We start from the raw sequence: 23,219 nt of genomic DNA on the forward strand, positions 1-23,219 counted from the left end.
GCGCCGCGACAGTAACGACCGGAGCGCCGATGGCCCTGCCCCGCATCACATCGCCCCACGCCACGGGCAGTAACCGTACTCAGCAGGTCATGCTGCAGGTGCTGCTGGCCACCGTGCCGGGCATCCTCGCCCTGACCTGGCTGTTCGGCGCCGGCACCCTGTTCAACCTGCTCTGGGCCAGCCTCTGCGCACTGGGCTTCGAAGCCGCGCTGCTGGCCGCACGCCAGCACCCGCTGGCCTTCTTTCTCAAGGACTACAGCGCCCTGGTCACCGCCGTGCTACTGGCCCTGGCCCTGCCACCCTACTCGCCCTGGTGGCTGACCCTGATCGCCTGCGGCTTCGCCATCGGCTTCGGCAAACAGCTCTATGGCGGCCTCGGGCAGAACCCGTTCAACCCGGCCATGGTCGGCTATGTGGTGGTGCTGATTTCCTTCCCGGTGGAGATGACCAGTTGGCCCGCGCCGCACGGCGTCGCCGCGCTGGACGGTCTCAAGCACATTCTCGGCATTGTCAACCTGCCCGACGGCTGGGCCCAGGCCACTGCGCTGGATGCATTGAAGGTCAACAAGAGCCTGACCATCGACGAACTACGCGCCAGCAATGCGGCCTTCGGCCACTTCGGCGGCGCCGGCAGCGAGGCGGTCAACCTGGCCTTCCTCGCCGGCGGCCTGTACCTGCTGCACAAGCGCCTGATCACCTGGCACGCGCCGGTGGGGATGCTCGCCGCGTTGTTCGTCATGAGCCTGCTGTTCTGGAACGGCAGCGGCTCGGACTCCAACGGTTCGCCGCTGTTTCACCTGCTGACAGGCGCCACCATGCTCGGCGCCTTCTTCATCGTCACTGATCCGGTCTCCGGCGCCACCAGCAACCTGGGGCGCCTGGTGTTCGGCATCGGCGTCGGCGTACTGATCTATGTGATCCGCACCTGGGGCGGCTACCCGGACGCGGTGGCCTTCGCCGTGCTGCTGATGAACCTGGCGGCGCCGACCATCGACTACTACACCCGGCCACGCAGCTACGGCCACCGCAAGCCCAACAGCGGCTTCAAGCTGGGAGAATGAGCATGCTGCCGGAAATCAGCCGCTCGATGCTGAAAAACGCCCTGGTACTCGGCCTGTTCGCCATTGGCACCGTCGGCAGCGTCGCCCTGCTGCAACAGGGTACCGCCGAGCGTATCGCAGCCGCCGAGCGCGAGGCGCAGGTGCGTGCCCTGGCCGAGATCCTGCCGAGCGGCAGCTATGACAACCACTTGCTGGACAACCGCATCGAACTCGATGCCCGTGAGCTGGGTCACCGCAGCCCGCAGTCGGCCTACCTGGCGCTCAAGGGCGGCCAGCCCAGTGCGCTGATCCTGCCGGTGACCGCGCCGGACGGCTACAGCGGCGCCATCCACCTGCTGGTGGGTATCTTCGCCGACGGCCGCCTGGCTGGCGTGCGCGTGCTTAGTCACAGGGAAACACCGGGCCTGGGCGACAAGATCGAACTGGCCAAGAGCGACTGGGTGCGCAGCTTCGAGGGCAAGTCCCTGAGCAACCCCGGTGAAGAGCGCTGGGCGGTGAAGAAGGATCGCGGCGACTTCGACCAGTTCGCCGGCGCCACCATTACCCCGCGCGCCGTGGTCAAGGCCGTACACGGCGCCCTGCGCTATTTCGACACGCACCGCGCCCAGTTGCTGGGCCTGGCGGAGGACGAATAATGACCAGTTACCGCGAAATCAGCCTCAATGGCCTGTGGAAGAACAACCCGGCGCTGGTGCAGCTGCTCGGCCTCTGCCCGCTGTTGGGGGTGAGCAACTCCACGGTCAATGCCCTCGGCCTGGCGCTGGCCAGCGCGGTGGTGCTGGTGTGCTCGAACACCGCCGTGTCGCTGGTACGCGGCGTGGTCAACACCGCCGTGCGCCTGCCGGCCTTCGTCATGATCATCGCCGCGCTGACCACCTGCATCGAGCTGCTGATGCAGGCCTACACCTACGAGCTGTACCAGATACTCGGCATCTTCATCCCGCTGATCACCACCAACTGCGTGATCCTCGGCCGCGCCGACGGCTTTGCCGCCAAGCATGACCCGGCCCGCGCCGCCTACGACGGCCTGATGATGGGCCTGGGCTTCGGCATCGTGCTGGTGCTGATCGGCGCCATCCGTGAGCTGCTCGGCACCGGCGCCCTGTTCGCCAACATGCACCTGCTGTTCGGCCCCATCGCCGCCGACTGGACGCTCACCCTGGTGCATGACTACAAGGGGTTTCTGCTGGCCATCCTGCCGCCGGGCGCCTTTATCGTGCTGGGCCTGTTGATCGCCGGCAAGAACCGCATCGATCAGATCGCCGTCGAACGGGCCAAGGCCAGCGCGCCCGAAGCGCCGGCACAAAGCCGTCGTGTACGGGTCACCGGCGTGATCGAATGACGCCGCAAGCGAGCGCCCAACCGTAGCCCGGATGCAATCCGGGCATGCCGAAACCACCCGCCCCGGATCGCATCCGGGCTACGCCTGAAGTCTGAAGCCATGAACGCCGCCAAACGCCTGGAAATCTTCCGCCGCCTGCACGAGGACAACCCGGAGCCCAAGACCGAGCTGGCCTACAGCACGCCATTCGAACTCTTGGTGGCGGTGACGCTATCGGCCCAGGCCACCGACGTCAGCGTCAACAAGGCCACGGCCAAGCTGTTTCCGGTCGCCAACACGCCGGAGGCTATATACGCCCTGGGCGTCGAAGGACTCTCCGAGTACATCAAGACCATCGGCCTGTACAACAGCAAGGCGAAGAACGTCATCGAAGCCTGCCGCCTCCTCATCGAGAAACACGGCAGCCAGGTGCCGGACAACCGCGAAGACCTCGAAGCCCTGCCCGGCGTAGGTCGCAAGACCGCCAACGTGGTGCTCAACACCGCTTTCCGCCAGCTGGCCATGGCCGTGGACACGCATATCTTCCGCGTCAGCAACCGCACCGGCATCGCACCGGGCAAGAACGTGGTCGAGGTGGAGAAGAAGCTGCTCAAGTTCGTGCCCAAGGATTATCTGCTCGACGCCCATCACTGGCTGATCCTGCACGGGCGCTATGTCTGCACCGCGCGCAAACCACGTTGTGGCGCCTGCCGCATCGAAGATCTGTGCGAGTACAAGGCCAAGACTTCCGACGATTGATCGACCATAGAATCTGGTGATCTCCTGATTGAAAAAATCTTTTTTACCCGCTCAATTTTTGCCGCTATAAGGTGCGCAAACGGCCCCAGTAACTGGCCTGGAGTGGAATAGATGAGCACTGACAAAGAAGATCTCGAGCTGGACGAAGACTTTGTCGCGGAAGAATCGGACGATGCCGAGCCTGCGGTGGAAGTCGCCAAGACCAACCTGACCAAGCGCCGCATCATCGACAACTTCCTCGAAGAGCGTCGCCTGCACAAACAGCTGGCCGAGTACGATTTCGATATCTGATTATCGAGCTGCACAGAAAAAGCCCCGCTGATTGCGGGGCTTTTCGTATCGGGTGCTCAGTCGCGGCGCGACGGTGACAGCAGCTCGATTTTGTAACCGTCCGGATCCTCGACGAAGGCCAGGATGCTGCTGCCATGCTTCATCGGACCCGGCTCGCGGGTGATCTTGCCGCCGCGACTGCGAATGTCCTCGCAGGCCTTGTAGACGTCTTCGACTTCCAGGGCGATATGGCCGTAACCGCTACCCAGTTCGTAGCTGTCCACACCCCAGTTGTGGGTCAGCTCGATCACACTGTTGTGCGCCTCGTCGCCATAGCCGACGAAGGCCAGGGTGAACTGACCGTCCGGGTAGTCCTTGCGCCGCAGCAGGGTCATGCCCAGCACTTCGGTGTAGAAGGCGATGGACTTGTCCAGGTCGCCGACGCGCAGCATGGTGTGCAGCAGTCTCATCAGGTTTTCCTCTTCTAGAAAGCAGAACCCCGGCGCATGGCCGGGGTTCCTGTGGCGCAAGTCGCTCAGCTTAGACCAGCTTGCGGCCCTTGCCTGCGGCGATGCGCATGCGCAGCGCATTGAGCTTGATGAAGCCCGCCGCGTCCTGCTGGTTGTAGGCGCCGCCATCTTCCTCGAAGGTCGCGATGTTGGCGTCAAACAGCGAATCGTCGGACTTGCGGCCAGTGACGATGACGTTGCCCTTGTACAGCTTCAGGCGTACCACGCCGTTCACGTTGGTCTGAGAGGCGTCGATCATCTGTTGCAGCATCAGACGCTCCGGGCTCCACCAGAAACCGTTGTAGATCAGGCTGGCGTACTTCGGCATCAGCTCGTCTTTCAGGTGAGCCACTTCGCGGTCGAGGGTGATCGACTCGATGGCGCGGTGGGCCTTGAGCATGATGGTGCCGCCGGGGGTCTCGTAGCAGCCACGGGACTTCATGCCGACGAAGCGGTTCTCGACGATGTCCAGACGGCCTATGCCGTTCTCGCCGCCGATACGGTTCAGTTCGGCCAGCACCTGCGCCGGGCTCATGTCCTTGCCGTCGATGGCGACGATGTCGCCGGCGCGGTAGGTCAGCTCGATATAAGTCGGTGCGTCCGGTGCTGCCTCAGGGGAGACAGTCCATTTCCACATGTCTTCTTCGTGCTCGGTCCAGGTGTCTTCCAGCACGCCACCTTCATAGGAGATGTGCAGCAGGTTGGCGTCCATGGAGTACGGCGACTTCTTCTTGCCGTGACGCTCGATCGGGATGGCGTGCTTCTCGGCGTAGTCCATCAGCTTCTCGCGCGACAGCAGATCCCATTCACGCCACGGGGCGATGACTTTGACGCCCGGCTTCAGCGCATAGGCGCCGAGCTCGAAACGCACCTGGTCGTTGCCCTTGCCGGTAGCACCGTGGGAGATGGCGTCGGCGCCGGTCTCGTTGGCGATTTCGATCAGGCGCTTGGCGATCAGCGGACGGGCGATGGAAGTACCCAGCAGGTACTCGCCTTCGTAGACGGTGTTGGCGCGGAACATCGGGTAGACGAAATCGCGGACGAACTCTTCGCGCAGGTCGTCGATGTAGATTTCCTTGACGCCCATCGCCTGAGCCTTGGCGCGGGCCGGCTCGACCTCTTCGCCCTGACCGAGGTCAGCGGTGAAGGTCACCACTTCACAGTTATAGGTATCTTGCAGCCACTTGAGGATCACCGAGGTGTCCAGGCCACCGGAATAGGCCAGAACTACCTTTTTGACGTCCGCCATGCCATCACTCCACGGGTTGTACGGTAAAACCGGTGATTCTACTGGCCCTGCGGTCCAATTTACAGAGGCGCGACAGCTTGTGACGACGAAGCGACGCAGAGAATGGGCGTTTTTGCCTCAGGAAGGTGTGCTTGCGGCCGGATCGACCGGGGTACTTGGTGGAGCGGTCTGCGGCGCGCTCTGTGCCGGGACTTCCGGCGCAGGCATACGATCCAGGCGCAGGGTCGCACGACGGTTCTTGGCGCGATTGGCTTCGTTGTTGTTTGGCACCAGCGGGTAACGCTCGCCATGAAAGCGCATGGTGATCTGCTCGACCGGAATGCCACCGGCCACCAGATACTCCTGCACGGCCAGCGCACGACGGCGTGAGAGGTCGCGATTGGTCAGACGATTGCCGCTGTTGTCGGCGTGACCATCGATCTGGAAGCTGTTGATGCTCGGGTCGGCCTTGACGAAGTCGAGGATGATGTCGAGCTTGGCCTTGGCCATCGGATCGAGATCGATGCCGCCACCGGGAAAACCGATCTGCGCCTGACGAATCTGATCGAAATTGACCGGCAGCAACTTGGCGATACAGACTTGGTAGTCGTCATAGGCCTTGTGAAACTTCACCGGCAGCAAACGTACTTCCAGGTTGTCGCCGCCATTGAGGGTGCGGTGGCGCACCAGCGGGCTGCGCCCTTCGAGCAAACCGGTGAGCAGCCGCGAACCCTGCTCCTGCGAGCTGTTGAACGGCACCTCGCCATTGCCGACGCTGACCACCCCGAGGTTGATATCACCGCGCCCCGGCTGCCAGGGCGCCGCCGCCGCCAGCAAGGTCGCCGAACCCGCGCCCATCCAGCGCTCACGGGCCTTGAGGCGAAAGGTGACCTGCTCGCCAGCACGGCGCACGAACTCGCCACTGCCGAAATTGCTGATCGGCTGGCTCAGGCGACACTCGAACTGATCACCCTCGACCGTCCACTCCACCTTTTCCAGCCGTGTCTGGAAGCTGATGGCATGTGCCGGCAGGCACAAAGGCATGCCAGCCAGCAGGCTGATCAGAAGGAAATTGGGCGCACGCACGGTCGACTCCACGGCGGTTCACGGCATTCTCACGGGGTATCGGTCAGGCGCGCGGAAACTTGACCCCCTGCGTGCGATTGTCGCGTCGGCGCGAGCGCGAGCAGGCGCTTTTCAGTTAACATGCGGCCACGTTTTACCCGCCTGGAAACCTCCATGTCCGACCGCCTGACTCTCTTGCGTCCCGATGACTGGCACATTCACCTGCGCGACGGCGCGGTGCTGCCACACACCGTCGGCGATGCCGCGCGCACTTTCGGCCGCGCGATCATCATGCCCAATCTGGTACCGCCGGTACGCAACGCCGTCGAGGCCGACGCCTACCGTCAGCGCATTCTCGCGGCGCGCCCGGCCGGCAGCCTCTTCGAGCCACTGATGGTGCTCTACCTCACCGACAATACCAGCCCCGAGGATGTGCGCGCAGCCAAGGCCAGCGGCTTCGTGCATGCCGCCAAGCTCTACCCGGCCGGCGCTACCACCAACTCCGACTCGGGCGTGACCAGCATCGACAAGATCTTCCCGGCGCTGGAAGCCATGGCCGAAGTCGGCATGCTGCTGCTGGTGCATGGCGAAGTGACCCGCGCCGAGATCGACGTGTTCGACCGCGAGAAAGCCTTCATCGACGAGCACCTCACCCGTGTGGTCGAACGCTTCCCGACGCTCAAGGTGGTGTTCGAGCACATCACCACCCGTGACGCGGTGCAGTTCGTCGAGGCCGCTTCGGCCAACGTCGGCGCCACCATCACCGCGCACCACCTGCTGTACAACCGCAACCACATGCTGGTTGGCGGCATTCGCCCGCACTTCTATTGCCTGCCGATCCTCAAGCGCAACGTGCACCAGGAAGCCCTGCTCGACGCTGCCACCAGCGGCAACGCCAAGTTCTTCCTCGGCACCGACTCGGCGCCGCACGTCAAGCATGCCAAGGAAGCCGCCTGCGGCTGCGCCGGCTGCTACACCGCCTTTGCTGCCATCGAACTGTACGCCGAGGCTTTCGAGCAGCGCGGCGCGCTGGACAAGCTGGAAGCCTTCGCCAGCTTCCATGGCCCGGACTTCTACGGCATGCCGCGTAACAGCGACAGCATCACTCTGGTGCGTGAGGAATGGACCGTACCGGCCACCCTGCCGCTGGGCGACAACAGCGTGGTGCCGCTGCGCGCCGGCGAAACCCTGCGCTGGAAATTGCTGGAGGCTCAGGCGTGAGCGAAGACAACTACGACGACGAACTCGAACCCAGCCTGCCGTCCGGCCCGCGCACGCCCATGGCGGCGCGCTTTCGTGGCTATCTGCCGGTGGTAGTGGACGTGGAAACCGGCGGCTTCAACTGCGCCACCGATGCCCTGCTGGAAATCGCCGCGACCACCATCGCCATGGACGAGAGCGGTTTTCTCTACCCGGATCACACCCACTTCTTCCGCATCGAACCCTTCGCAGGCGCCAACATCGAACAAGCCGCGCTGGAGTTCACCGGCATCAAGCTCGACCACCCGCTGCGCATGGCGGTGAGCGAAGAGCATGCCCTGGGCGAAATCTTCAAGGGCCTGCGCAAGTCGATCAAATCGGCTGGCTGCAAGCGTGCGATTCTGGTCGGCCACAACAGCAGCTTCGACCTGGGCTTCCTCAATGCGGCGGTGGCGCGCTGCGGCATCAAACGCAACCCCTTCCACCCCTTCTCCAGCTTCGACACCGCGACATTGGCTGGTCTCGCCTACGGCCAGACCGTGCTGGCCAAGGCCTGCCAGACCGCCGGCATCGAGTTCGACGGCAAGGAAGCGCACTCCGCGCGCTACGACACCGAGAAGACCGCCGAGCTGTTCTGCGGCATCGTCAATCGCTGGAAGGAAATGGGCGGCTGGGACGAATTCGATCAGTAAGCCTCTGCACGGCGATCGAACCCCATAAAAAAACCGGCGTCTGCCGGTTTTTTTGGTTCTTCACATAGTTTGGGGACAAGTGCGAGTTGGCGCCGGACTGGCAAGTTTGTGTGTTCTTTTGCGCTATTTATATCCGGGCAAAGATCATTGGCGTATCGATCTTTCGTTTTGGTTTCGCCCCTTACGGGCGAGTCACTTTCTCTTGCTTGCCCAAGAGAAAGTAACCAAAGAGAAGGGCACCCCGACATCCGGGTTTCGCTTCGCTCAACTCCCCTCGCTCCGGCGTCGCTCCGGGGGCCGGCTTACAAGGGCCGTCCATGACCCTTTAAGCCTTTCGCCGCATCCATGCGGCTCATCCCCCTACGCAACACCTCCACTCGGCCTCCTGAAGGGGACCGGGTCGCGAGCTTGCATAATCTTTGCGAAGTTGAAATTGGCGGCGTCTGGCTTTTGCCTTTGCTCTTCAACTGCGATGGTACAGACGACACCCAAGTCCCCTTCAGGAGGCCGAGTGGAATCGCCGCGGAAGGGGTTGAGCGACATGGATGTCGCGAGAGCTGCGATGGGCCATGGATGGCCCTTCGCAGCGTGCCCCTGGAGCGGTGATGGAACGAGGGAACCCCGGCGCAGCCGGGGCCGTATGCAGGGGTGTGTTTCTTTGCTTACTTTCTTTGCACAAGCAAAGAAAGTGAGTCGCCCGTAAGGGGCGAAACCCATCAGATCAGACGACACGCTAAGGGATAGTGCCAAGTCATCGACAGCTAACACGTAATTGCCTGCCCGGTATCAAACGTATCCTCCCCGCGAAAACGCAAAGACCTTTCTCTGCCCGAACCCTGCCGGCCGCTACACCGTTCGTCAGGAGATGCGAGCATTCGCAACCGATCTTTGACAAGCATTCTCATTAACATTAGTATCCGACCCATCGAACAGAACAACCTAGACGAGCCTTGCTTATGTACGTCTGCCTCTGTGAAGGTGTCACCGATACTCAAATCCGCGACGCGGTCTACGAAGGCTGCTGCAGCTATCGTGAAGTGCGCGGCACGCTCGGCATTGCCAGCCAGTGCGGCAAGTGCGCTTGCCTGGCCAAGCAGGTCGTGCGCGAAACCATCGCCGAAGTGCAGAGCAGCCAGGCCTCGCTGGCCTACCCTGCAGGTTTCGTCGCTGCCTGAAGCACGACCCGAAAATGAAAAAACCGGATCTCAGCATCCGGTTTTTTTTCGTCCTCGAACAACCATGGGCTCACGTCAGGCCGTCGCGCTCCAGATGATCGAGGTCCACCGCTTCACCCGGCTTGGCATGCAGCTTGGCGCGAATATCTTCGAAGAGCGCATCGTATTCGGCATGGGCACGCATGATCGGGCTGTGGTTGGGCGGCAAGCCATGCTTGGCCACCAGGCGGGAAATCACGCTGGCGAAGTTGAAGGCGGTATCGCGATGCATTTCGAAGACTTCCTCGAATGCCCTGCCCTCGATCTCGCCAACCAGACGCCCATGCAGCATGGGTCCCTCGTGCGAATCCTTACGCACCTCATAGTAGAAATCGATGCTGTAACCGGGTTGCCCGCCCAGGCCAGGCGGGTTGCTGCGATGCAGGTGACCAGGTTCGAACATGGGGCTCACTCCTTTGCCATAGCGCTGTGAGAGGCTCCCAGACGGGAGCATGCGAAGAGTCTAGCTCGCTGCTCACAGCCTGCAGCGCGCCATTTCAGTGCAGGATCGAATCCACTGCCCTTTCCTGTACCAACACCCAGGGGGCGACCACGACTGCCCACAACTGCGGGTCACGCGAGAGCAGATCTTCGGCACGTGAATCTTCGAGCTTGCACAGCAGGCCTTGGTTCATCCATTGCGCAACTCGAGCATGGTCGTTCTCGGCCACAGCCTGCGCGACCGCCACCAGATCCTGGCCACCCTCGACCCAGAGCAGCGCACCGCGCGCGAAGAACGGCTGCAGTTCCTGCCAACGAATCGGTGCGGTCTCACCGAGCAGCTTGGCATAGAGGGTGCTAGATTGATCCGTCATGGTGTGTCCCGTGTCGATGGCTTTGAATGCAGGCGCGCAATGATAACGTCGGCAACTGCCCTGGCAACCGCGCGACGCTCGCCAGCCGACCCAGGCCACGCCGTTTTTCTATACATTCCTTGCAATTTAGCGACAACCCCACGTTTCGCCTCCAGCTGCCGGCTTTTCAAGGCGCAAATCCGCGCTCTACACTGTTCCGGTACAGTTGCCGGAGGCATTACCGGGGTAACAGACCCGGTTCTGCAGCTTCGGCCGCAAGAACTACAACAACGAAAAACACAAGAGTGGAGCACTCATGAACAAGGCTACTAAGCAGATTTCCAAGCTGTTCGCGGCAATGGCACTGGCGGGGGCGGCCAGCTATTCGATGGCGGCCGACAACATCAAGATCGGCCTGGCCGGTCCGGTGACCGGTGCCGTTGCTCAGTACGGTGAGATGCAATTCATCGGCGCCAAGATGGCCATCGAGCAGATCAACAAGGCCGGCGGCGTGAACGGTGCGCAACTGCAAGGCGTGGTCTACGACGACGCGTGCGATCCGAAGCAGGCCGTTGCCGTTGCCAACAAGATCGTCAACGACGGCGTCAAGTTCGTGGTTGGCCACCTGTGCTCCAGCTCCACTCAGCCGGCTTCCGACATCTACGAAGACGAAGGCATTCTGATGATCACCGCGGCCTCCACCAGCCCGGACATCACCGCTCGTGGCTACGAGCTGGTCTTCCGCACCATCGGTCTGGACAGCCTGCAGGGCCCGACCGCCGGTAACTTCATCGCCGACCACGTCAAGCCGAAGAACGTCGCCGTCATTCACGACAAGCAGCAGTACGGCGAAGGCATCGCCACCGCGGTCAAGCAGACCCTGGAAAGCAAAGGCGTGAAGGTTTCCCTGTTCGAAGGCATCAATGCCGGCGACAAGGACTTCTCGGCGCTGATCGCCAAGCTCAACCAGGCTGGCGTCGACTTCGTCTACTACGGCGGCTACCACCCGGAACTGGGCCTGCTGCTGCGCCAGACCAAAGAACGTGGCCTGAACGTCAAATTCATGGGCCCGGAAGGCGTGGGTAACAAGGAAATCTCGGCCATCGCCGGCCCGGCTTCCGAAGGCCTGCTGGTCACCCTGCCGAAGTCCTTCGACCAGGATCCGAAAAACCAGGCGCTGGTCGAGGCCTTCAAGGCCAAGAACGAAGACCCGAGCGGTCCGTTCGTGTTCCCGGCCTACGCTGCCGTTCAGGTCATTGCCGAAGGCATCGAGAAAGCCGGCGACACCGATACCGCCAAGGTAGCGGCTGCCCTGCGCGCCAACAGCTTCGACACCCCCACCGGCGCCCTGGGCTTCGACGAGAAGGGTGACCTGAAGGACTTCAGCTTCGTGGTGTACGAGTGGCACCAGGACGGCACCAAGTCCGAAGCCAAGTAAGACCCCGCCTGAACCCAAAGCCCACTGCAGCCTGCAGTGGGCTTTGTCTATTAGAAGAATTCCGGCCTCGCGCTGCGCCACAAGCGCCGCTTTACGCCAGGCCCAGGAGTTAGGCAATGCCTGATCTTTATCACTACCTACAACAGCTGATCAATGGCCTGACCATTGGCAGTACCTATGCCCTGATCGCCATCGGCTACACCATGGTCTACGGCATCATCGGCATGATCAACTTCGCCCACGGCGAGGTTTACATGATTGGCTCGTACGTAGCCTTCACCGTTATCGCCGGCCTCGCCATGTTCGGCCTGGAAGCCGTGCCCTTCGTGATGATCGCGGCCTTCGCGGCCACCATGATCGTCACCAGCGCCTACGGCTACAGCATCGAACGGGTGGCCTATCGCCCCCTGCGCGGCGGCAATCGCCTGATCCCGCTGATCTCCGCGATCGGTATGTCGATCTTCTTGCAGAATGCCGTGTTGCTCTCACAGGACTCCAAGGACAAGGCCATCCCCAGCCTGCTGCCCGGTAATTTCGTCTTCGGCGAAAGCGCCGCCAACGGCGTGGTGGTGTCCTACATGCAGGTGCTGATCTTCATCGTCACCTTCGTCACCATGATCGGTCTGACCCTGTTCATCTCCCGTTCGCGCCTGGGCCGTGCCTGCCGCGCCTGCGCCGAAGACCTGAAGATGGCCAACCTGCTCGGCATCAACACCAACAACATCATCGCCCTGACCTTCGTCATCGGTGCTGCGCTGGCCGCCATCGCCTCGGTACTGCTGGGCATGAACTACGGTGTGATCAATCCGCACCTGGGCTTCCTCGCCGGCATCAAGGCCTTCACCGCTGCGGTATTGGGCGGTATCGGCAGCATCCCTGGCGCGGTACTCGGCGGCCTGCTGCTGGGCGTTGCCGAAGCGTTCGGCGCCGATATCTTCGGTGATCAATACAAGGACGTCGTGGCGTTCAGCCTGCTGGTGCTGGTGCTGCTGTTCCGTCCAACCGGCATCCTTGGCCGCCCGGAGGTGGAAAAGGTATGAGCCGCAACATCAAATCCGCGATTTTCAGCGCCTTGCTGGTGCTGATCATCTCCTACCCGGTCCTGGGCCTGAAACTCTCCACCGTCGGCATCAGCCTGCGCGTGGAAGGCGCCACTGCCTTCGAACTCTGGTGCATCGGCGGCGCTGCTACGCTGATCTTCCTCTGGCAACTGTTGCGTGACCGACTGACTCCGGCCTGGGCCAAACTGCCCAAGCTGCCCAGTGGCTCCGGTCAGATCGGTAACTTCCTCACCCTGCCCTCCACCCAGCGCTGGATCATTCTGGCGATGGTCATGGTGGCACTGGTGTGGCCGTTCTTCGCCAGTCGCGGTTCGGTGGACATCGCCACGCTGATCCTGATCTACGTGATGCTCGGCCTTGGCCTGAACATCGTGGTCGGCCTCGCCGGCCTGCTCGATCTGGGTTACGTCGGTTTCTACGCCGTCGGCGCCTACAGCTATGCGATTCTGGCTCACTACTTCGGCCTGGGCTTCTGGATCTGCCTGCCGCTGGCCGGCATGATGGCCGCGCTGTTCGGCTTCCTGCTGGGCTTCCCGGTGCTGCGCCTGCGCGGTGACTACCTGGCCATCGTGACCCTCGGTTTCGGCGAGATCATCCGTATCCTGCTGCGCAACCTGACCGAGTACACCGGCGGCCCCAACGGCCTGAGCATCGCCAACGAGAACAAGCCAACCCTGTTCGGCCTGTCCTTCGAACGCCGCGTGCCAGCCGACATGCCGACCTTCCATGGCTACTTCGAAATCGCCTACAACTCGCAGTACAAGGTGATCTTCCTCTACCTGATCGCCCTGCTGCTGGTGCTGCTGACCCTGTTTTTGGTCAACCGCCTGCTGCGCATGCCGATCGGTCGTGCCTGGGAAGCGCTGCGCGAAGACGAGATCGCCTGCCGCGCGCTGGGCCTGAACCCGACCGTGATCAAGCTCTCGGCCTTCACCATCGGCGCCAGCCTGGCCGGTTTCGCCGGCAGCTTCTTCGCTGCCCGTCAGGGTCTGGTGACGCCGGAGTCGTTCACCTTCATCGAGTCGGCGATGATCCTCGCCATCGTCGTGCTGGGTGGCATGGGTTCGCAGCTGGGCGTGATTCTCGCGGCCATCATCATGGTGATGCTGCAGGAGATGCGTGAGCTGAGCGAGTACCGCATGCTGTTCTTCGGCCTGGTCATGATCTTCATGATGATCTGGCGCCCGCAAGGGTTGCTGCCGATGCAACGTCCCCACCTGGAGCTGAAGCGATGAGCCGCACGATTCTCGAAGTAAGCGGCCTGTCCATGCGTTTCGGCGGCCTGCTGGCCGTCAACGGGGTGGGCCTGAACGTCAAGGAAAAGCAGGTGGTCTCGATGATCGGCCCGAACGGCGCCGGCAAGACCACCGTCTTCAACTGCCTGACCGGTTTCTATCAGCCTAGCTCCGGCAGCATCCGCCTGAATGGCGAAGCGATCGAAGGCCTGCCCGGCCACAAGATCGCCCGCAAGGGCGTGGTACGAACCTTCCAGAACGTACGTCTGTTCAAGGACATGACCGCGGTGGAGAACCTGCTGGTGGCTCAACATCGCCACCTCAACACCGGCTACCTGGCTGGCCTGTTCAAGACCCCGGGGTTTCGCCGCAGCGAACGCGAGGCCATGGACTTCGCCGCCTACTGGCTGGAGCAGGTCAACCTGGTGGACTTCGCCAACCGTAGTGCCGGCACCCTGGCCTACGGTCAGCAACGTCGTCTGGAAATCGCCCGCTGCATGATGACGCGCCCGAGCATCCTCATGCTCGACGAGCCGGCCGCCGGTCTCAACCCGCGTGAAACCGAAGACCTGAAAGCGCTGATTGGCGTGCTGCGTGACGAGCACAATGTCACCGTGCTGCTGATCGAGCACGACATGAAGCTGGTGATGAGCATTTCCGACCACATCTACGTGATCAACCAGGGCACTCCCCTGGCCGACGGCACGCCGGACGACATCCGCAACAACCCGGACGTGATCAAAGCCTATCTGGGGGAGGCGTAATCCATGCTCAGCTTCAACAACGTCTCAACCTTCTACGGCAAGATCCAGGCCCTGCACGATGTCAGCATCGAAGTGCAGAAAGGCGAGATCGTCACCTTGATCGGCGCCAACGGTGCCGGCAAGTCGACCCTGCTGATGACCCTGTGCGGCAACCCGCGTGCCACCAGCGGCAGCATCCGTTACCTGGGTGAAGAACTGGTGGGCATGGATACCCCGGAGATCATGCGCAAGAGCATCGCCATCGTGCCGGAAGGCCGTCGCGTGTTCGCCCGCCTGACCGTCGAGGAAAACCTGGCCATGGGCGGCTTCTTCGGTGACAAGGCGGACAATCAGGAGCAACTGGACAAGGTGCTGCACCTGTTCCCGCGCCTGAAGGAACGCTTCGCCCAGCGCGCCGGCACCATGAGCGGTGGCGAGCAGCAGATGCTCGCCATCGGTCGTGCGTTGATGAGCAAGCCCAACCTGCTGCTGCTCGACGAGCCGTCGCTGGGTCTGGCGCCAATCATCATCCAGCAGATCTTCGACATCATCGAGCAACTGCGCAAAGACGGCGTGACCGTGTTCCTGGTCGAGCAGAATGCCAACCAGGCGCTGAAGCTGGCCGATCGCGGTTACGTGCTGGAGAACGGCCACATCGTCATGCAGGGCAGCGGCGAAGAGCTGCTCAACGACCCCAAGGTACGCGACGCCTACCTCGGCGGCTAAGCGATACCTGCGACATCGGAACCGCCCTTCGGGGCGGTTTTTTATTGGTTATTCGTATTTGGATGCGTTTGACATTGAACTGGCAAGTTTGTGTATGCGTGTATTACTCACGTGCCTAGTACTATCCGTTAGCGCGTCGTCTGATCTGATGGGTTTCGCCCCTTACGGGCGAGTCACTTTCTCTTGCTTGCCCAAGAGAAAGTAACCAAAGAGAAGGGCACCCCGTTCATCCGGCCCCGGCTGCGCCGGGGTTCCCTCGCTCCATCACCACTCCAGGGGCACGCTGCGAAGGGCCATCCCTGGCCCATCGCAGCTCTCGCGACATCCATGTCGCTCAACCCCTTACGTGGCGATTCCACTCGGCCTCCTGAAGGGGGCTTGGGCGTTGCCTGTACCATCGCAGTTGAAGAGCAAAGGCAAAAGCCAGACGCCGCCAACTCCAATTCCGCAAAGATTACGCAAGCTCGCGACCTGGTCCCCTTCAGGAGGCCGAGTGTAGGTGTTGCGTAGGGGAGCGAGCCGCATGGATGCGGCGAGAGGCTTAATGGGCCATGGATGGCCCATGTAAGCCGGCCCCCGGAGCGGCGCCGGAGCGAGAGAAGTTTCGCGTAGCGAAACCCGGATGTCGGGGTGCCCTTCTTTGGCACACCTTTCTTGGGCAAGCAAGAAAGGTGTGGCGCCCGTAAGGGGCGCAACCCAAACGCTCAGCGCACGCAGTAACGGATAGTGCTAAGCCCGTGAGCAAGACGCACACAAACTTACCAGTCCGGTATCAATCTGCACTTTCCCACACCATGCAAAGAACCTCCCCTTTTGCCCGCGATCCAAACCTCACATCACCGAACTCTTAAGCGGATATTTCCACCCTCTTGCGTCAGATGCGACGAGTATTAGTCTCAATAACTCTGCCCTCGCGAGCCCCGATCATGCGCAAGCCTCTGCTCCTGCTACTGGCCATCACCCTGCTACTGGGCGCCTGCAGCCGCGTCGGCCTGGCCTATCGCAATCTCGATTGGCTGATCCCGTGGAAGCTCAGCGACTACGTGGCACTGAGCAGCGAGCAGAGCGCCTGGCTCAAACCCCAGCTGCAGGAGCACCTGGCCTGGCACTGCAGCGTCGAGCTGCCGCGTTATCTCGACTGGCTGCAACGCAGCCAGCAGGCGCTGAGCAGCCGTGACAGCGAGCTGATGGCCAGCCAGTTGGCCGACTTCGAACAGGCCATGCAGCGCATCGCCGTGGAAATCACCCCCAGCACCATCGAGCTGCTGCGCGGCCTCAGCCCGCGTCAGGTCGATCAGCTATTGGCGGCCATGGACGAGCAGAACGCCAAGCTGCGTGAAGAGTTTCTCGAACCGCCCGTGCAGGAGCAGGTCAGCCAGCGCGCCGAGCGCATGGAAGAGCGTCTGCAACCCTGGTTCGGCCCGCTCAACGCCGAGCAGCGCGAACGGGTGCAGAGCTGGGCACAGGGCCTGGGTGAGCAGAATCAGGTCTGGCTGGAAAACCGCATGGCCTGGCAGCAGGCCCTGCGTGAGGCGTTGGAAGTACGCCGCGGCGACGACTTCGCCCCCCGCATGACCGCCCTGCTGCAACAGCGCGAGCGGTTCTACACCAGCGCCTACCAGGCCAGCTTTGATAAGAATCGTCAGGCCATGGCCGAGATGATCGTCGACCTGGTTGCCCAGGCTGACTCAAAACAGATGGAGCGAGCCGACAAGCGCCTGAAAAGCCTGCATGCCGACCTGGCTGCGCAGCAGTGCCAAGCGGGCGAGTCAGTAGTCAGTCGTTGAAACAATGGCAGCCGATAGGCACTGGGTGGCGTGGGGCCACCCAGGCCGTACGCACCGATTGAGCCGGTGCGCACGGCGCACCCTACGATGCGATCGCGCCTATAACGCTGGCAGGCGCCAGTCGATGGGCTGCATGCCGTTCTGGCTGAGGAACTGGTTGCAGCGACTGAAATGGCCGTTGCCAATAAAGCCACGATGCGCCGACAGCGGCGACGGATGCGGTGAGCGCAGCACCAGGTGCTTGGTCGGGTCGATCAGGCGCTGTTTGCTTTGCGCATGGCTGCCCCAGAGCAGGAACACCAGTTTGGGCTGATGCTCGCTGACCACTTCGATCACCCGGTCGGTAAAGAACTGCCAGCCCTTGCCCGCGTGCGAGCCGGCATTGGCGCGTTCGACGGTCAGCGAGGTGTTGAGCAGCAGCACGCCCTGATCGGCCCAGCTCTGCAGGTAGCCGTGCGCCGGGATGTCGATGTTGAGGTCGCGCTTGAGCTCCTTGTAGATGTTCAGCAGCGAGGGCGGCGTCTGCACGCCCGGTTGCACCGAAAAGCACAGGCCGTGCGCCTGACCGGGGCCGTGGTACGGGTCCTGACCGATGATCACCACCTTGATCTGATCCAGCGGCGTGGAATTGAGCGCATTGAAGATCAGTGGGCCCGGCGGATAGATTTCCTTGCCGGCCGCCTTCTCCGCCTGCAGGAACGCACGCAGTTCGCTCATGTAAGGCTTGTCGAACTCCTCACGCAGCGCGTGTTTCCAGCTGGCTTCGAGCTTGATGCGATCGTCGGTCATGCGGTTTTCCTGCGGGTACAAAACGAGTGCAGGCACGCTAGAGAAGGGAGCAAGGCAAGTCAAGGAAGAGCTGGCCGGCAGGGCCGAGGATGCTTTGCTAGCCTTTCGGGAACCGTATAAATCGATGATGCCAAGCCGATGCCTACTTCTACCGATACCCTGCGCATGGCGTTGCTCAACCGCTTCCTGAAGGGCGAAGCCAGGATTCCGCAGATGCCTGAAGCCGCCGTCCGCATCAGAAAGCTGCTGGACGACCCACGCACCTCGCTGGAACAGTTGACCCGCGTGATCACTGGCGACCCGCCGCTGGCTGCGTACCTGATGCAGTTCTCCAACACCCCCCTGCTGCGCGGGGAGCGCTCCTGTAGTTCGCTACGCGAACTGCTGAGCCGCCTGGGTACCCGCCAACTGGCAGACCTGGTGCTGGGCTTCAGCCTGCAAAATCTGTTCACCAGCACCGAACCTGCGCTGCAGCAGGCATTTCGCGCTCGTTGGCGCAGTGCCAGGGAGCGTGCCGCCCACTGCGCAGTGCTGGCGCAGCGCACAGGCTTGTCGCTGGACGACGCCATGCTCGGCGGCTTGCTGCAGGACATCGGCAGCCTGCCGCTGCTCTCGGAGCTGGAGCACTGGCCGAACGTGCCGCGCGAGAACGAAGCGCTTCAAGAACTGTGCGAGCGCCTGTCCGGTGATCTCGGCGCCCTGGTCCTGACTCGCTGGCAACTACCCTCGGCGATCATCGAATCCACCCGTCTTTATGGCCAGTGGCAGCGCGAGCATGACGGCGCTGCCGACCTCGCGGATCTGGTCCTGCTCGCCAGTGCCCTGCAGACGAGCCAGACGCTGCAAGGACCGCTGCCAGCGCAGGTAAAACTGGGCCTGGAGCAGCCGCTCGACGAACTGAGGCAGGAGCTGGCGGGCGAACTGCAACTGTGGAAGCGCCTGCTCACCTGAAGCGCCTGCTATACAACCTCATCAGGCAGCTGGATGCACCTTGCCGACATCCGTGAGCCGGTCGAGACTCATCTGCACGCATCGTGCAGGAGGTCATATGAGCGACTCGAACGGCATCAGCCGCGAGCGTCTGGAACAGGCGCTCGCCCACTCCACCTTTGCCCAGCTGCTCGGCGCCGAACTGCTCGACTTCGCGCCGGGCCGAGTCAGCCTGCAGGTGCGCAGTCGTCCCGACCTGTGCCAGCACCACGGCTACATGCATGGCGCGGTGGTCGGCTTCATGGTCGACAGTGGCTGCGCCTGGGCGGCGGCGTCGATGGTCGGCGACGTGGTCACTAGCGAATACAAGCTCAACCTGCTCGCACCCGCGCTCGGCGAACGCCTGCTGTGCCGCGCCGAAGTGCTCAAGGCCGGGCAGCGCCAGGCGGTATGCCGAGCCGACGTGTTCGCCGTGAAGGACGGCCAGGAAAAGCTGGTGGCCACCGGCCTGGCGACCATAGCGCGGGTGTGACCACTCCGGTCACGGGCTAGCCCTGATGCAGCGTCCGATAATGACTGGGCGCCATGCCCACCACCTTGCGAAACAGCCGTGAGAAATAATACGGATCCTCATAGCCCAGTTGCTCGGCAACCTGACGCACCTCGATATCGCCGCGATCGAGCAGGCGGCAAGCCAGGGCCATTTTCAACTGAATGAAGTCCTGGATTGGCGCGTGACCGGTCAGTGCACGATAGGTCTTGGCGAAGTGAAAGCGTGACAGCTTGAAGTGCGCCGCCAGTTCGTCGAGGTTGAGGCTGCCGTGCAGGTGCTCGCGCATCACCGCCTGCACCGCCTCGACATCCAGCACTCGCCCGGATTTGAGATTGGCCCGTGCCGGCAACACCGCCAGGGAGCTGAGCATCGCCTGCAAACGGTGCGCAGCATGGATGAAGGGCAAGGCGTTGAGGCTCTGGCGCTGCAGCCCCAGCAACGCTTCGAAGTCGCCGAGCTGGCGGGGCTGCACGCCAATACGCCGGAGCGTCTGCGTGCCCAGCAGGCGCAGAAAGTCCTCGCTGAGGCTACCGTCGAAATGCACCCAATAGATCGTCCACGGGCTGTGCGCATCGGCGCCATAGGCATGCGGCGCGTCCTTGGGCAGCAGCAACAGATCGCCAGCAGCAATCTCGAATCGTCCATCCGTCGTTTCCAGCCAACCCTTGCCTGAACGGCAGTAGATCAGCAGATGATCGTCCGGTTGCAGGCGCCTCATCTGGTGCCCAGCCGCCTCCGGGTAGAAGCCGATGGCCAAAGGATAACAGCCTGAGCTCAGCGCATGCCGCGCCAGCAAACGACGCAAACGCGGCGGCGTGATGAAGCGCTGCCCGCCGAGCGGCAGTGGCCAGTTGGAGGTTTCCACCCGCAAGCCCATACCCAGAGTTCCCTTTCATAACGGACTGAATGACAAGATCGTCCATCCCAAGACCAAGATCGTCAATCCACAAGCGGACATCGAGTGGCTATAAAGAGCCCATACAAGAACAACAGGAGGCGACCATGCCCCGCACGCTACCGCAACTGATCGACGGCCAGTGGCTGCAAAGCCAGGCCCCGGACCTGATCGAAGTCACCGACCCGACCACCCAGGACGTGATAGCCCTCGCCCCCAAGGCCACTGCCGAGGAAATCGAAGCTGCAGTGGGCGGCGCGCAGCAGGCTTTCCTCGCCTGGCGCGAGGTGCCGGTATCGGAGCGCGCACGCCTGATGCTGCGTTATCAGCACCTGCTCAAGGAGCATCACGACGAGCTGGCGGAGATTCTCGCGGCGGAAACCGGCAAGACCTTCGCCGATGCCAAGGGCGACGTCTGGCGCGGCATCGAAGTGGCCGAGCACGCCGCCAATATCGCCAGCCTGATGATGGGCGAGACGGTGGAGAACGTCGCCCGCGAGATCGACACCGCCAGCTGGATCCAGCCGCTGGGCGTGTGCGTCGGCATCACCCCGTTCAACTTCCCGGCGATGATCCCGCTGTGGATGTTTCCGCTGGCCATCGCCTGCGGCAATACCTTCATTCTCAAACCCTCGGAACAGGACCCGATGACGCCCAATCGTCTCGCCGAACTGTTCCTCGAAGCGGGTGCGCCAGCCGGTGTGCTGCAGGTGCTGCATGGCGGCCGCGAGCAGGTCGATGCGCTGCTGGTGCATCCGTTGGTACGCGCAGTGTCTTTCGTCGGTTCGGTGACGGTGGGCCAGCATGTCTACCGCACCGGCACCCAGCACCTGAAACGGGTACAGGCCTTCGCCGGGGCGAAGAACCATATGGTGATCATGCCCGACGCGCCGAAGGATCAAGTGATCAGCAACCTGCTCGGCGCCAGTTGTGGCGCCGCCGGTCAGCGTTGCATGGCGATCAGCGTGGCGGTGTTCATTGGCGAGTCGAAGCAATGGATCGACGAACTGGCCGAACAGATGGCCACCCTGCGCCCCGGTCACTGGCAAGACAGCGGCGCCGCCTACGGCCCGCTGATCAGCCCGCAGGCACGCCAGCGCGTGCTGCGCCTGATCGAGGAAGGCAAGGCCGAAGGTGCCGACTGCCTGCTCGACGGCTCGCACTGCAAGGTAGAAGGCTACCCGGACGGCAACTGGGTCGGGCCGACGCTGTTCCGTGGCGTGACGACGAAGATGGGCCTGTACCGCGAGGAGATCTTCGGCCCGGTGCTGGTGTGCATGGAGGTCGACACCCTGGAAGAAGCCATCGAACTGGTCAACGCCAGTCCCTACGGCAACGGCACCAGCCTGTTCACCCGCTCCGGCGGCGCTGCCCGACATTTCCAGCATGCGATTGAAGTCGGCCAGGTGGGCATCAACGTGCCGATTCCGGTGCCACTGCCGTTCTTCTCCTTCACGGGCTGGAAGGGCTCGTTCTATGGCGACCTGCACGCCTACGGCAAGCAGGCGGTGCGTTTCTATACCGAAACCAAGACGGTGACCAGCCGCTGGTTCGACGACAAACCGCTCGGCGAGGGCCCGAACATGACTATTCAGCTGAAATGAGAACTGGGTGACCGTTTCTTAGACTAATAGACGATCACTCGAACTGGACGAGCGGCGTAAAACGGTTCTCTGCAGAACAAAAACAAGGAGAACTGCAATGCGCCAACTGTCCGCCACACTGGCCCTGTGGGCCGCACTTACCGCCTGTGCGCAGGCTGCCGAGCCGATCACCCTCGGCCTCAACTACCCGCGCACCGGACCATACAAGGAGGAGGGATTGGCGCAGATGCGTGGAGCCCTGCTGGCCATCGATGAAATCAACGCCGCTGGCGGTGTGCTGGGCCGGCCTTTGCGCCTGTCCAGCAAGGACACCGCCTCGCGCCCGGCCAAGGCGGAGAAGAACGTCGACAAGCTGGCCGCCGAGGGCGCGGCGATGCTCTTCGGCGGCTCTTCCAGCGCGGTCGCCATCGCCGCAGGCAAGCGCGCCAAGCAGCACGGCCTGCTGTACTTCGGCACCCTCACCTACTCCAACGACACCACTGGCAAGGATGGCCATCGCTACATGTTTCGCGAGTGCAACAACGCCTGGATGAGCGCCAAGGTACTCGGCCAATACCTGAGCAAGACCCTGCCGAACAAGCGCTACTTCTATGTCACCGCCGACTACACCTGGGGCCACACCAGCGAGGCGTCGCTGCGCCAGGCCACCGCCACCGACAATGCCGCCCAGCACGCCAGCGTACGCATCCCCTTCCCGGGTGCGCGCCTGGCCGACTATCAGGACGCACTGACCCAGGCCGCCGCCAGCAACGCGGAGATTCTCGCCCTGGTGCTGTTCGGTGAGGACCTGGTACGCGCCATGCGCGTCGCCAAGGACCTTGGCCTGACCGAGCGCATGCAGATCGTCGCGCCGAACCTGACCCAGAGCATGGTCGAACAGGCCGGCCCCAATCTGATGGCCGGGGTGATCGGCACCGAGCCCTGGACCTGGCGCGTGCCGGCGCTGGAAAAATCCGCGCGTGGCGAAGCCTTCGTCGAAGCCTTCAAGACCCGCTACGAGATGTACCCATCCAGTTCTGCCGCCTCGGCCTACAGCATCGTCCAGCAGTGGGCCGACGCCGCCACACGAGCCAGGAGCCTCGACAGCGAAGCGCTGATCAAGGCACTGGAAGGCCACCGCTACACATTGCTCAAAGACGAACAGCAATGGCGCGCCTTCGACCACCAGAACCTGCAGACGGTCTACGCGGTAAAGGTCAAGCCGCGCGACGAGGTGCTCAAGGACCCGCTCAAGCAGGACTACTTCGAAATCGTCGACCGCCTCGATGCCAGCAGCGCGCTGCCCAGCCTCGCCGAATGGCAGGCCGAGCGCCGCGCTGGCGGCCAACCCCTGACCTTGCAATGA

Annotated in this window: 25 protein-coding genes; 18 read left to right on the plus strand and 7 right to left on the minus strand. The window is 62.7% G+C overall.

Annotated elements, in window-relative coordinates:
- Window positions 1-29 precede the first annotated feature (29 nt).
- From BLR77_RS03185 to BLR77_RS03205, 5 genes are all read left to right on the plus strand, one after another.
- On the plus strand, window positions 30-1,061 hold the full coding sequence (locus tag BLR77_RS03185; protein WP_074675434.1) for an RnfABCDGE type electron transport complex subunit D: 1,032 nt from the start codon (window positions 30-32) through the stop codon (window positions 1,059-1,061).
- Window positions 1,062-1,063: 2 nt separating this feature from the next.
- A complete protein-coding gene (rsxG, locus tag BLR77_RS03190) occupies window positions 1,064-1,696 on the plus strand; it encodes an electron transport complex subunit RsxG (protein WP_074675435.1) in 633 nt (210 codons plus the stop codon).
- Window positions 1,696-2,403 (plus strand): electron transport complex subunit E, encoded by a 708-nt coding sequence (locus tag BLR77_RS03195; protein ID WP_074675436.1) that lies wholly within the window; start codon window positions 1,696-1,698, stop codon window positions 2,401-2,403. Before rsxG ends, BLR77_RS03195 begins: the two co-directional genes overlap by 1 nt.
- Window positions 2,404-2,502: 99 nt before the next feature.
- Window positions 2,503-3,141: an endonuclease III gene (gene nth / locus BLR77_RS03200; protein WP_074675437.1), complete on the plus strand. Its 639-nt coding sequence runs from the start codon at window positions 2,503-2,505 to the stop codon at window positions 3,139-3,141.
- Between the two features lie 111 nt (window positions 3,142-3,252).
- On the plus strand, window positions 3,253-3,432 hold the full coding sequence (locus BLR77_RS03205) for a PA3496 family putative envelope integrity protein (protein WP_017677837.1): 180 nt from the start codon (window positions 3,253-3,255) through the stop codon (window positions 3,430-3,432).
- Window positions 3,433-3,488: 56 nt separating this feature from the next.
- On the opposite strand, the gene gloA is transcribed toward BLR77_RS03205, so the two are convergent.
- From gloA to BLR77_RS03220, 3 genes are all read right to left on the minus strand, one after another.
- On the minus strand, window positions 3,489-3,881 hold the full coding sequence (gene gloA / locus BLR77_RS03210; protein ID WP_074675438.1) for a lactoylglutathione lyase: 393 nt from the start codon (window positions 3,879-3,881) through the stop codon (window positions 3,489-3,491).
- A 70-nt stretch (window positions 3,882-3,951) separates the two neighbouring features.
- Complete coding sequence (locus BLR77_RS03215) at window positions 3,952-5,169, minus strand: argininosuccinate synthase (RefSeq protein WP_074675439.1); 1,218 nt, start codon at window positions 5,167-5,169, stop codon at window positions 3,952-3,954.
- Window positions 5,170-5,286: 117 nt separating this feature from the next.
- On the minus strand, window positions 5,287-6,234 hold the full coding sequence (locus BLR77_RS03220; RefSeq protein ID WP_074675440.1) for a flagellar protein MotY: 948 nt from the start codon (window positions 6,232-6,234) through the stop codon (window positions 5,287-5,289).
- Between the two features lie 153 nt (window positions 6,235-6,387).
- Here BLR77_RS03220 and pyrC point away from each other — a divergent pair, with 153 nt between their 5' ends.
- The 3 genes from pyrC to BLR77_RS03235 all read left to right on the plus strand — a co-directional run bounded on the left by pyrC (window position 6,388) and on the right by BLR77_RS03235 (window position 9,280).
- Window positions 6,388-7,434, plus strand: coding sequence for a dihydroorotase (gene pyrC, locus BLR77_RS03225; RefSeq protein ID WP_074675441.1), 1,047 nt, complete (start codon window positions 6,388-6,390; stop codon window positions 7,432-7,434).
- Window positions 7,431-8,105 carry a ribonuclease T gene (gene rnt / locus BLR77_RS03230; RefSeq protein WP_004423716.1) on the plus strand — a complete coding sequence of 225 codons (675 nt, stop codon included), beginning with the start codon at window positions 7,431-7,433 and terminating at the stop codon, window positions 8,103-8,105. The genes pyrC and rnt overlap by 4 nt, the downstream gene beginning before the upstream one ends.
- Window positions 8,106-9,061: 956 nt before the next feature.
- Window positions 9,062-9,280: a bacterioferritin-associated ferredoxin gene (locus tag BLR77_RS03235; protein ID WP_004423711.1), complete on the plus strand. Its 219-nt coding sequence runs from the start codon at window positions 9,062-9,064 to the stop codon at window positions 9,278-9,280.
- Between the two features lie 70 nt (window positions 9,281-9,350).
- Here the strand turns inward: BLR77_RS03235 and BLR77_RS03240 are convergent, their stop codons facing one another.
- The gene (locus BLR77_RS03240) at window positions 9,351-9,722 is read right to left on the minus strand and encodes a DUF5064 family protein (protein WP_074675442.1); all 372 of its coding nucleotides are present in this window, start codon (window positions 9,720-9,722) and stop codon (window positions 9,351-9,353) included.
- 94 nt (window positions 9,723-9,816) lie between these two features.
- On the minus strand, window positions 9,817-10,134 hold the full coding sequence (locus tag BLR77_RS03245; protein ID WP_074675443.1) for a DUF2288 domain-containing protein: 318 nt from the start codon (window positions 10,132-10,134) through the stop codon (window positions 9,817-9,819).
- Between the two features lie 295 nt (window positions 10,135-10,429).
- Between BLR77_RS03245 and BLR77_RS03250 the strand changes: the two genes are divergently transcribed.
- From BLR77_RS03250 to BLR77_RS03275, 6 genes are all read left to right on the plus strand, one after another.
- Window positions 10,430-11,551, plus strand: coding sequence for a branched-chain amino acid ABC transporter substrate-binding protein (locus tag BLR77_RS03250; RefSeq protein ID WP_074675444.1), 1,122 nt, complete (start codon window positions 10,430-10,432; stop codon window positions 11,549-11,551).
- A gap of 116 nt (window positions 11,552-11,667) precedes the next feature.
- Window positions 11,668-12,591: a high-affinity branched-chain amino acid ABC transporter permease LivH gene (livH, locus tag BLR77_RS03255; protein WP_004423699.1), complete on the plus strand. Its 924-nt coding sequence runs from the start codon at window positions 11,668-11,670 to the stop codon at window positions 12,589-12,591.
- Window positions 12,588-13,847, plus strand: a complete 1,260-nt coding sequence (locus BLR77_RS03260; protein WP_074675445.1) for a high-affinity branched-chain amino acid ABC transporter permease LivM — start codon at window positions 12,588-12,590, stop codon at window positions 13,845-13,847. Before livH ends, BLR77_RS03260 begins: the two co-directional genes overlap by 4 nt.
- Window positions 13,844-14,611 (plus strand): high-affinity branched-chain amino acid ABC transporter ATP-binding protein LivG, encoded by a 768-nt coding sequence (livG, locus tag BLR77_RS03265; RefSeq protein ID WP_074675446.1) that lies wholly within the window; start codon window positions 13,844-13,846, stop codon window positions 14,609-14,611. Before BLR77_RS03260 ends, livG begins: the two co-directional genes overlap by 4 nt.
- Window positions 14,612-14,614: 3 nt before the next feature.
- Window positions 14,615-15,316, plus strand: coding sequence for an ABC transporter ATP-binding protein (locus BLR77_RS03270; protein ID WP_024307362.1), 702 nt, complete (start codon window positions 14,615-14,617; stop codon window positions 15,314-15,316).
- Window positions 15,317-16,242: 926 nt separating this feature from the next.
- Window positions 16,243-17,103 carry a DUF6279 family lipoprotein gene (locus BLR77_RS03275; protein ID WP_074675447.1) on the plus strand — a complete coding sequence of 287 codons (861 nt, stop codon included), beginning with the start codon at window positions 16,243-16,245 and terminating at the stop codon, window positions 17,101-17,103.
- Between the two features lie 99 nt (window positions 17,104-17,202).
- On the opposite strand, the gene ung is transcribed toward BLR77_RS03275, so the two are convergent.
- Entirely contained in the window at window positions 17,203-17,892 is a 690-nt protein-coding gene (gene ung, locus BLR77_RS03280; protein WP_074675448.1) for a uracil-DNA glycosylase, read from the minus strand.
- Between the two features lie 138 nt (window positions 17,893-18,030).
- Here ung and BLR77_RS03285 point away from each other — a divergent pair, with 138 nt between their 5' ends.
- Window positions 18,031-18,843 (plus strand): HDOD domain-containing protein, encoded by an 813-nt coding sequence (locus tag BLR77_RS03285; protein ID WP_074675449.1) that lies wholly within the window; start codon window positions 18,031-18,033, stop codon window positions 18,841-18,843.
- 97 nt (window positions 18,844-18,940) lie between these two features.
- Complete coding sequence (locus tag BLR77_RS03290; RefSeq protein WP_074675450.1) at window positions 18,941-19,354, plus strand: PaaI family thioesterase; 414 nt, start codon at window positions 18,941-18,943, stop codon at window positions 19,352-19,354.
- A gap of 16 nt (window positions 19,355-19,370) precedes the next feature.
- On the opposite strand, the gene BLR77_RS03295 is transcribed toward BLR77_RS03290, so the two are convergent.
- Entirely contained in the window at window positions 19,371-20,252 is an 882-nt protein-coding gene (locus tag BLR77_RS03295; protein ID WP_074675451.1) for an AraC family transcriptional regulator, read from the minus strand.
- Between the two features lie 125 nt (window positions 20,253-20,377).
- Between BLR77_RS03295 and BLR77_RS03300 the strand changes: the two genes are divergently transcribed.
- A complete protein-coding gene (locus tag BLR77_RS03300; protein ID WP_074675452.1) occupies window positions 20,378-21,874 on the plus strand; it encodes a CoA-acylating methylmalonate-semialdehyde dehydrogenase in 1,497 nt (498 codons plus the stop codon).
- A 97-nt stretch (window positions 21,875-21,971) separates the two neighbouring features.
- Window positions 21,972-23,219, plus strand: coding sequence for an ABC transporter substrate-binding protein (locus tag BLR77_RS03305; RefSeq protein ID WP_074675453.1), 1,248 nt, complete (start codon window positions 21,972-21,974; stop codon window positions 23,217-23,219).

Origin of the sequence: Ectopseudomonas alcaliphila (genome assembly GCF_900101755.1) — a bacterium.
GTDB lineage: Bacteria > Pseudomonadota > Gammaproteobacteria > Pseudomonadales > Pseudomonadaceae > Aquipseudomonas > Aquipseudomonas alcaliphila.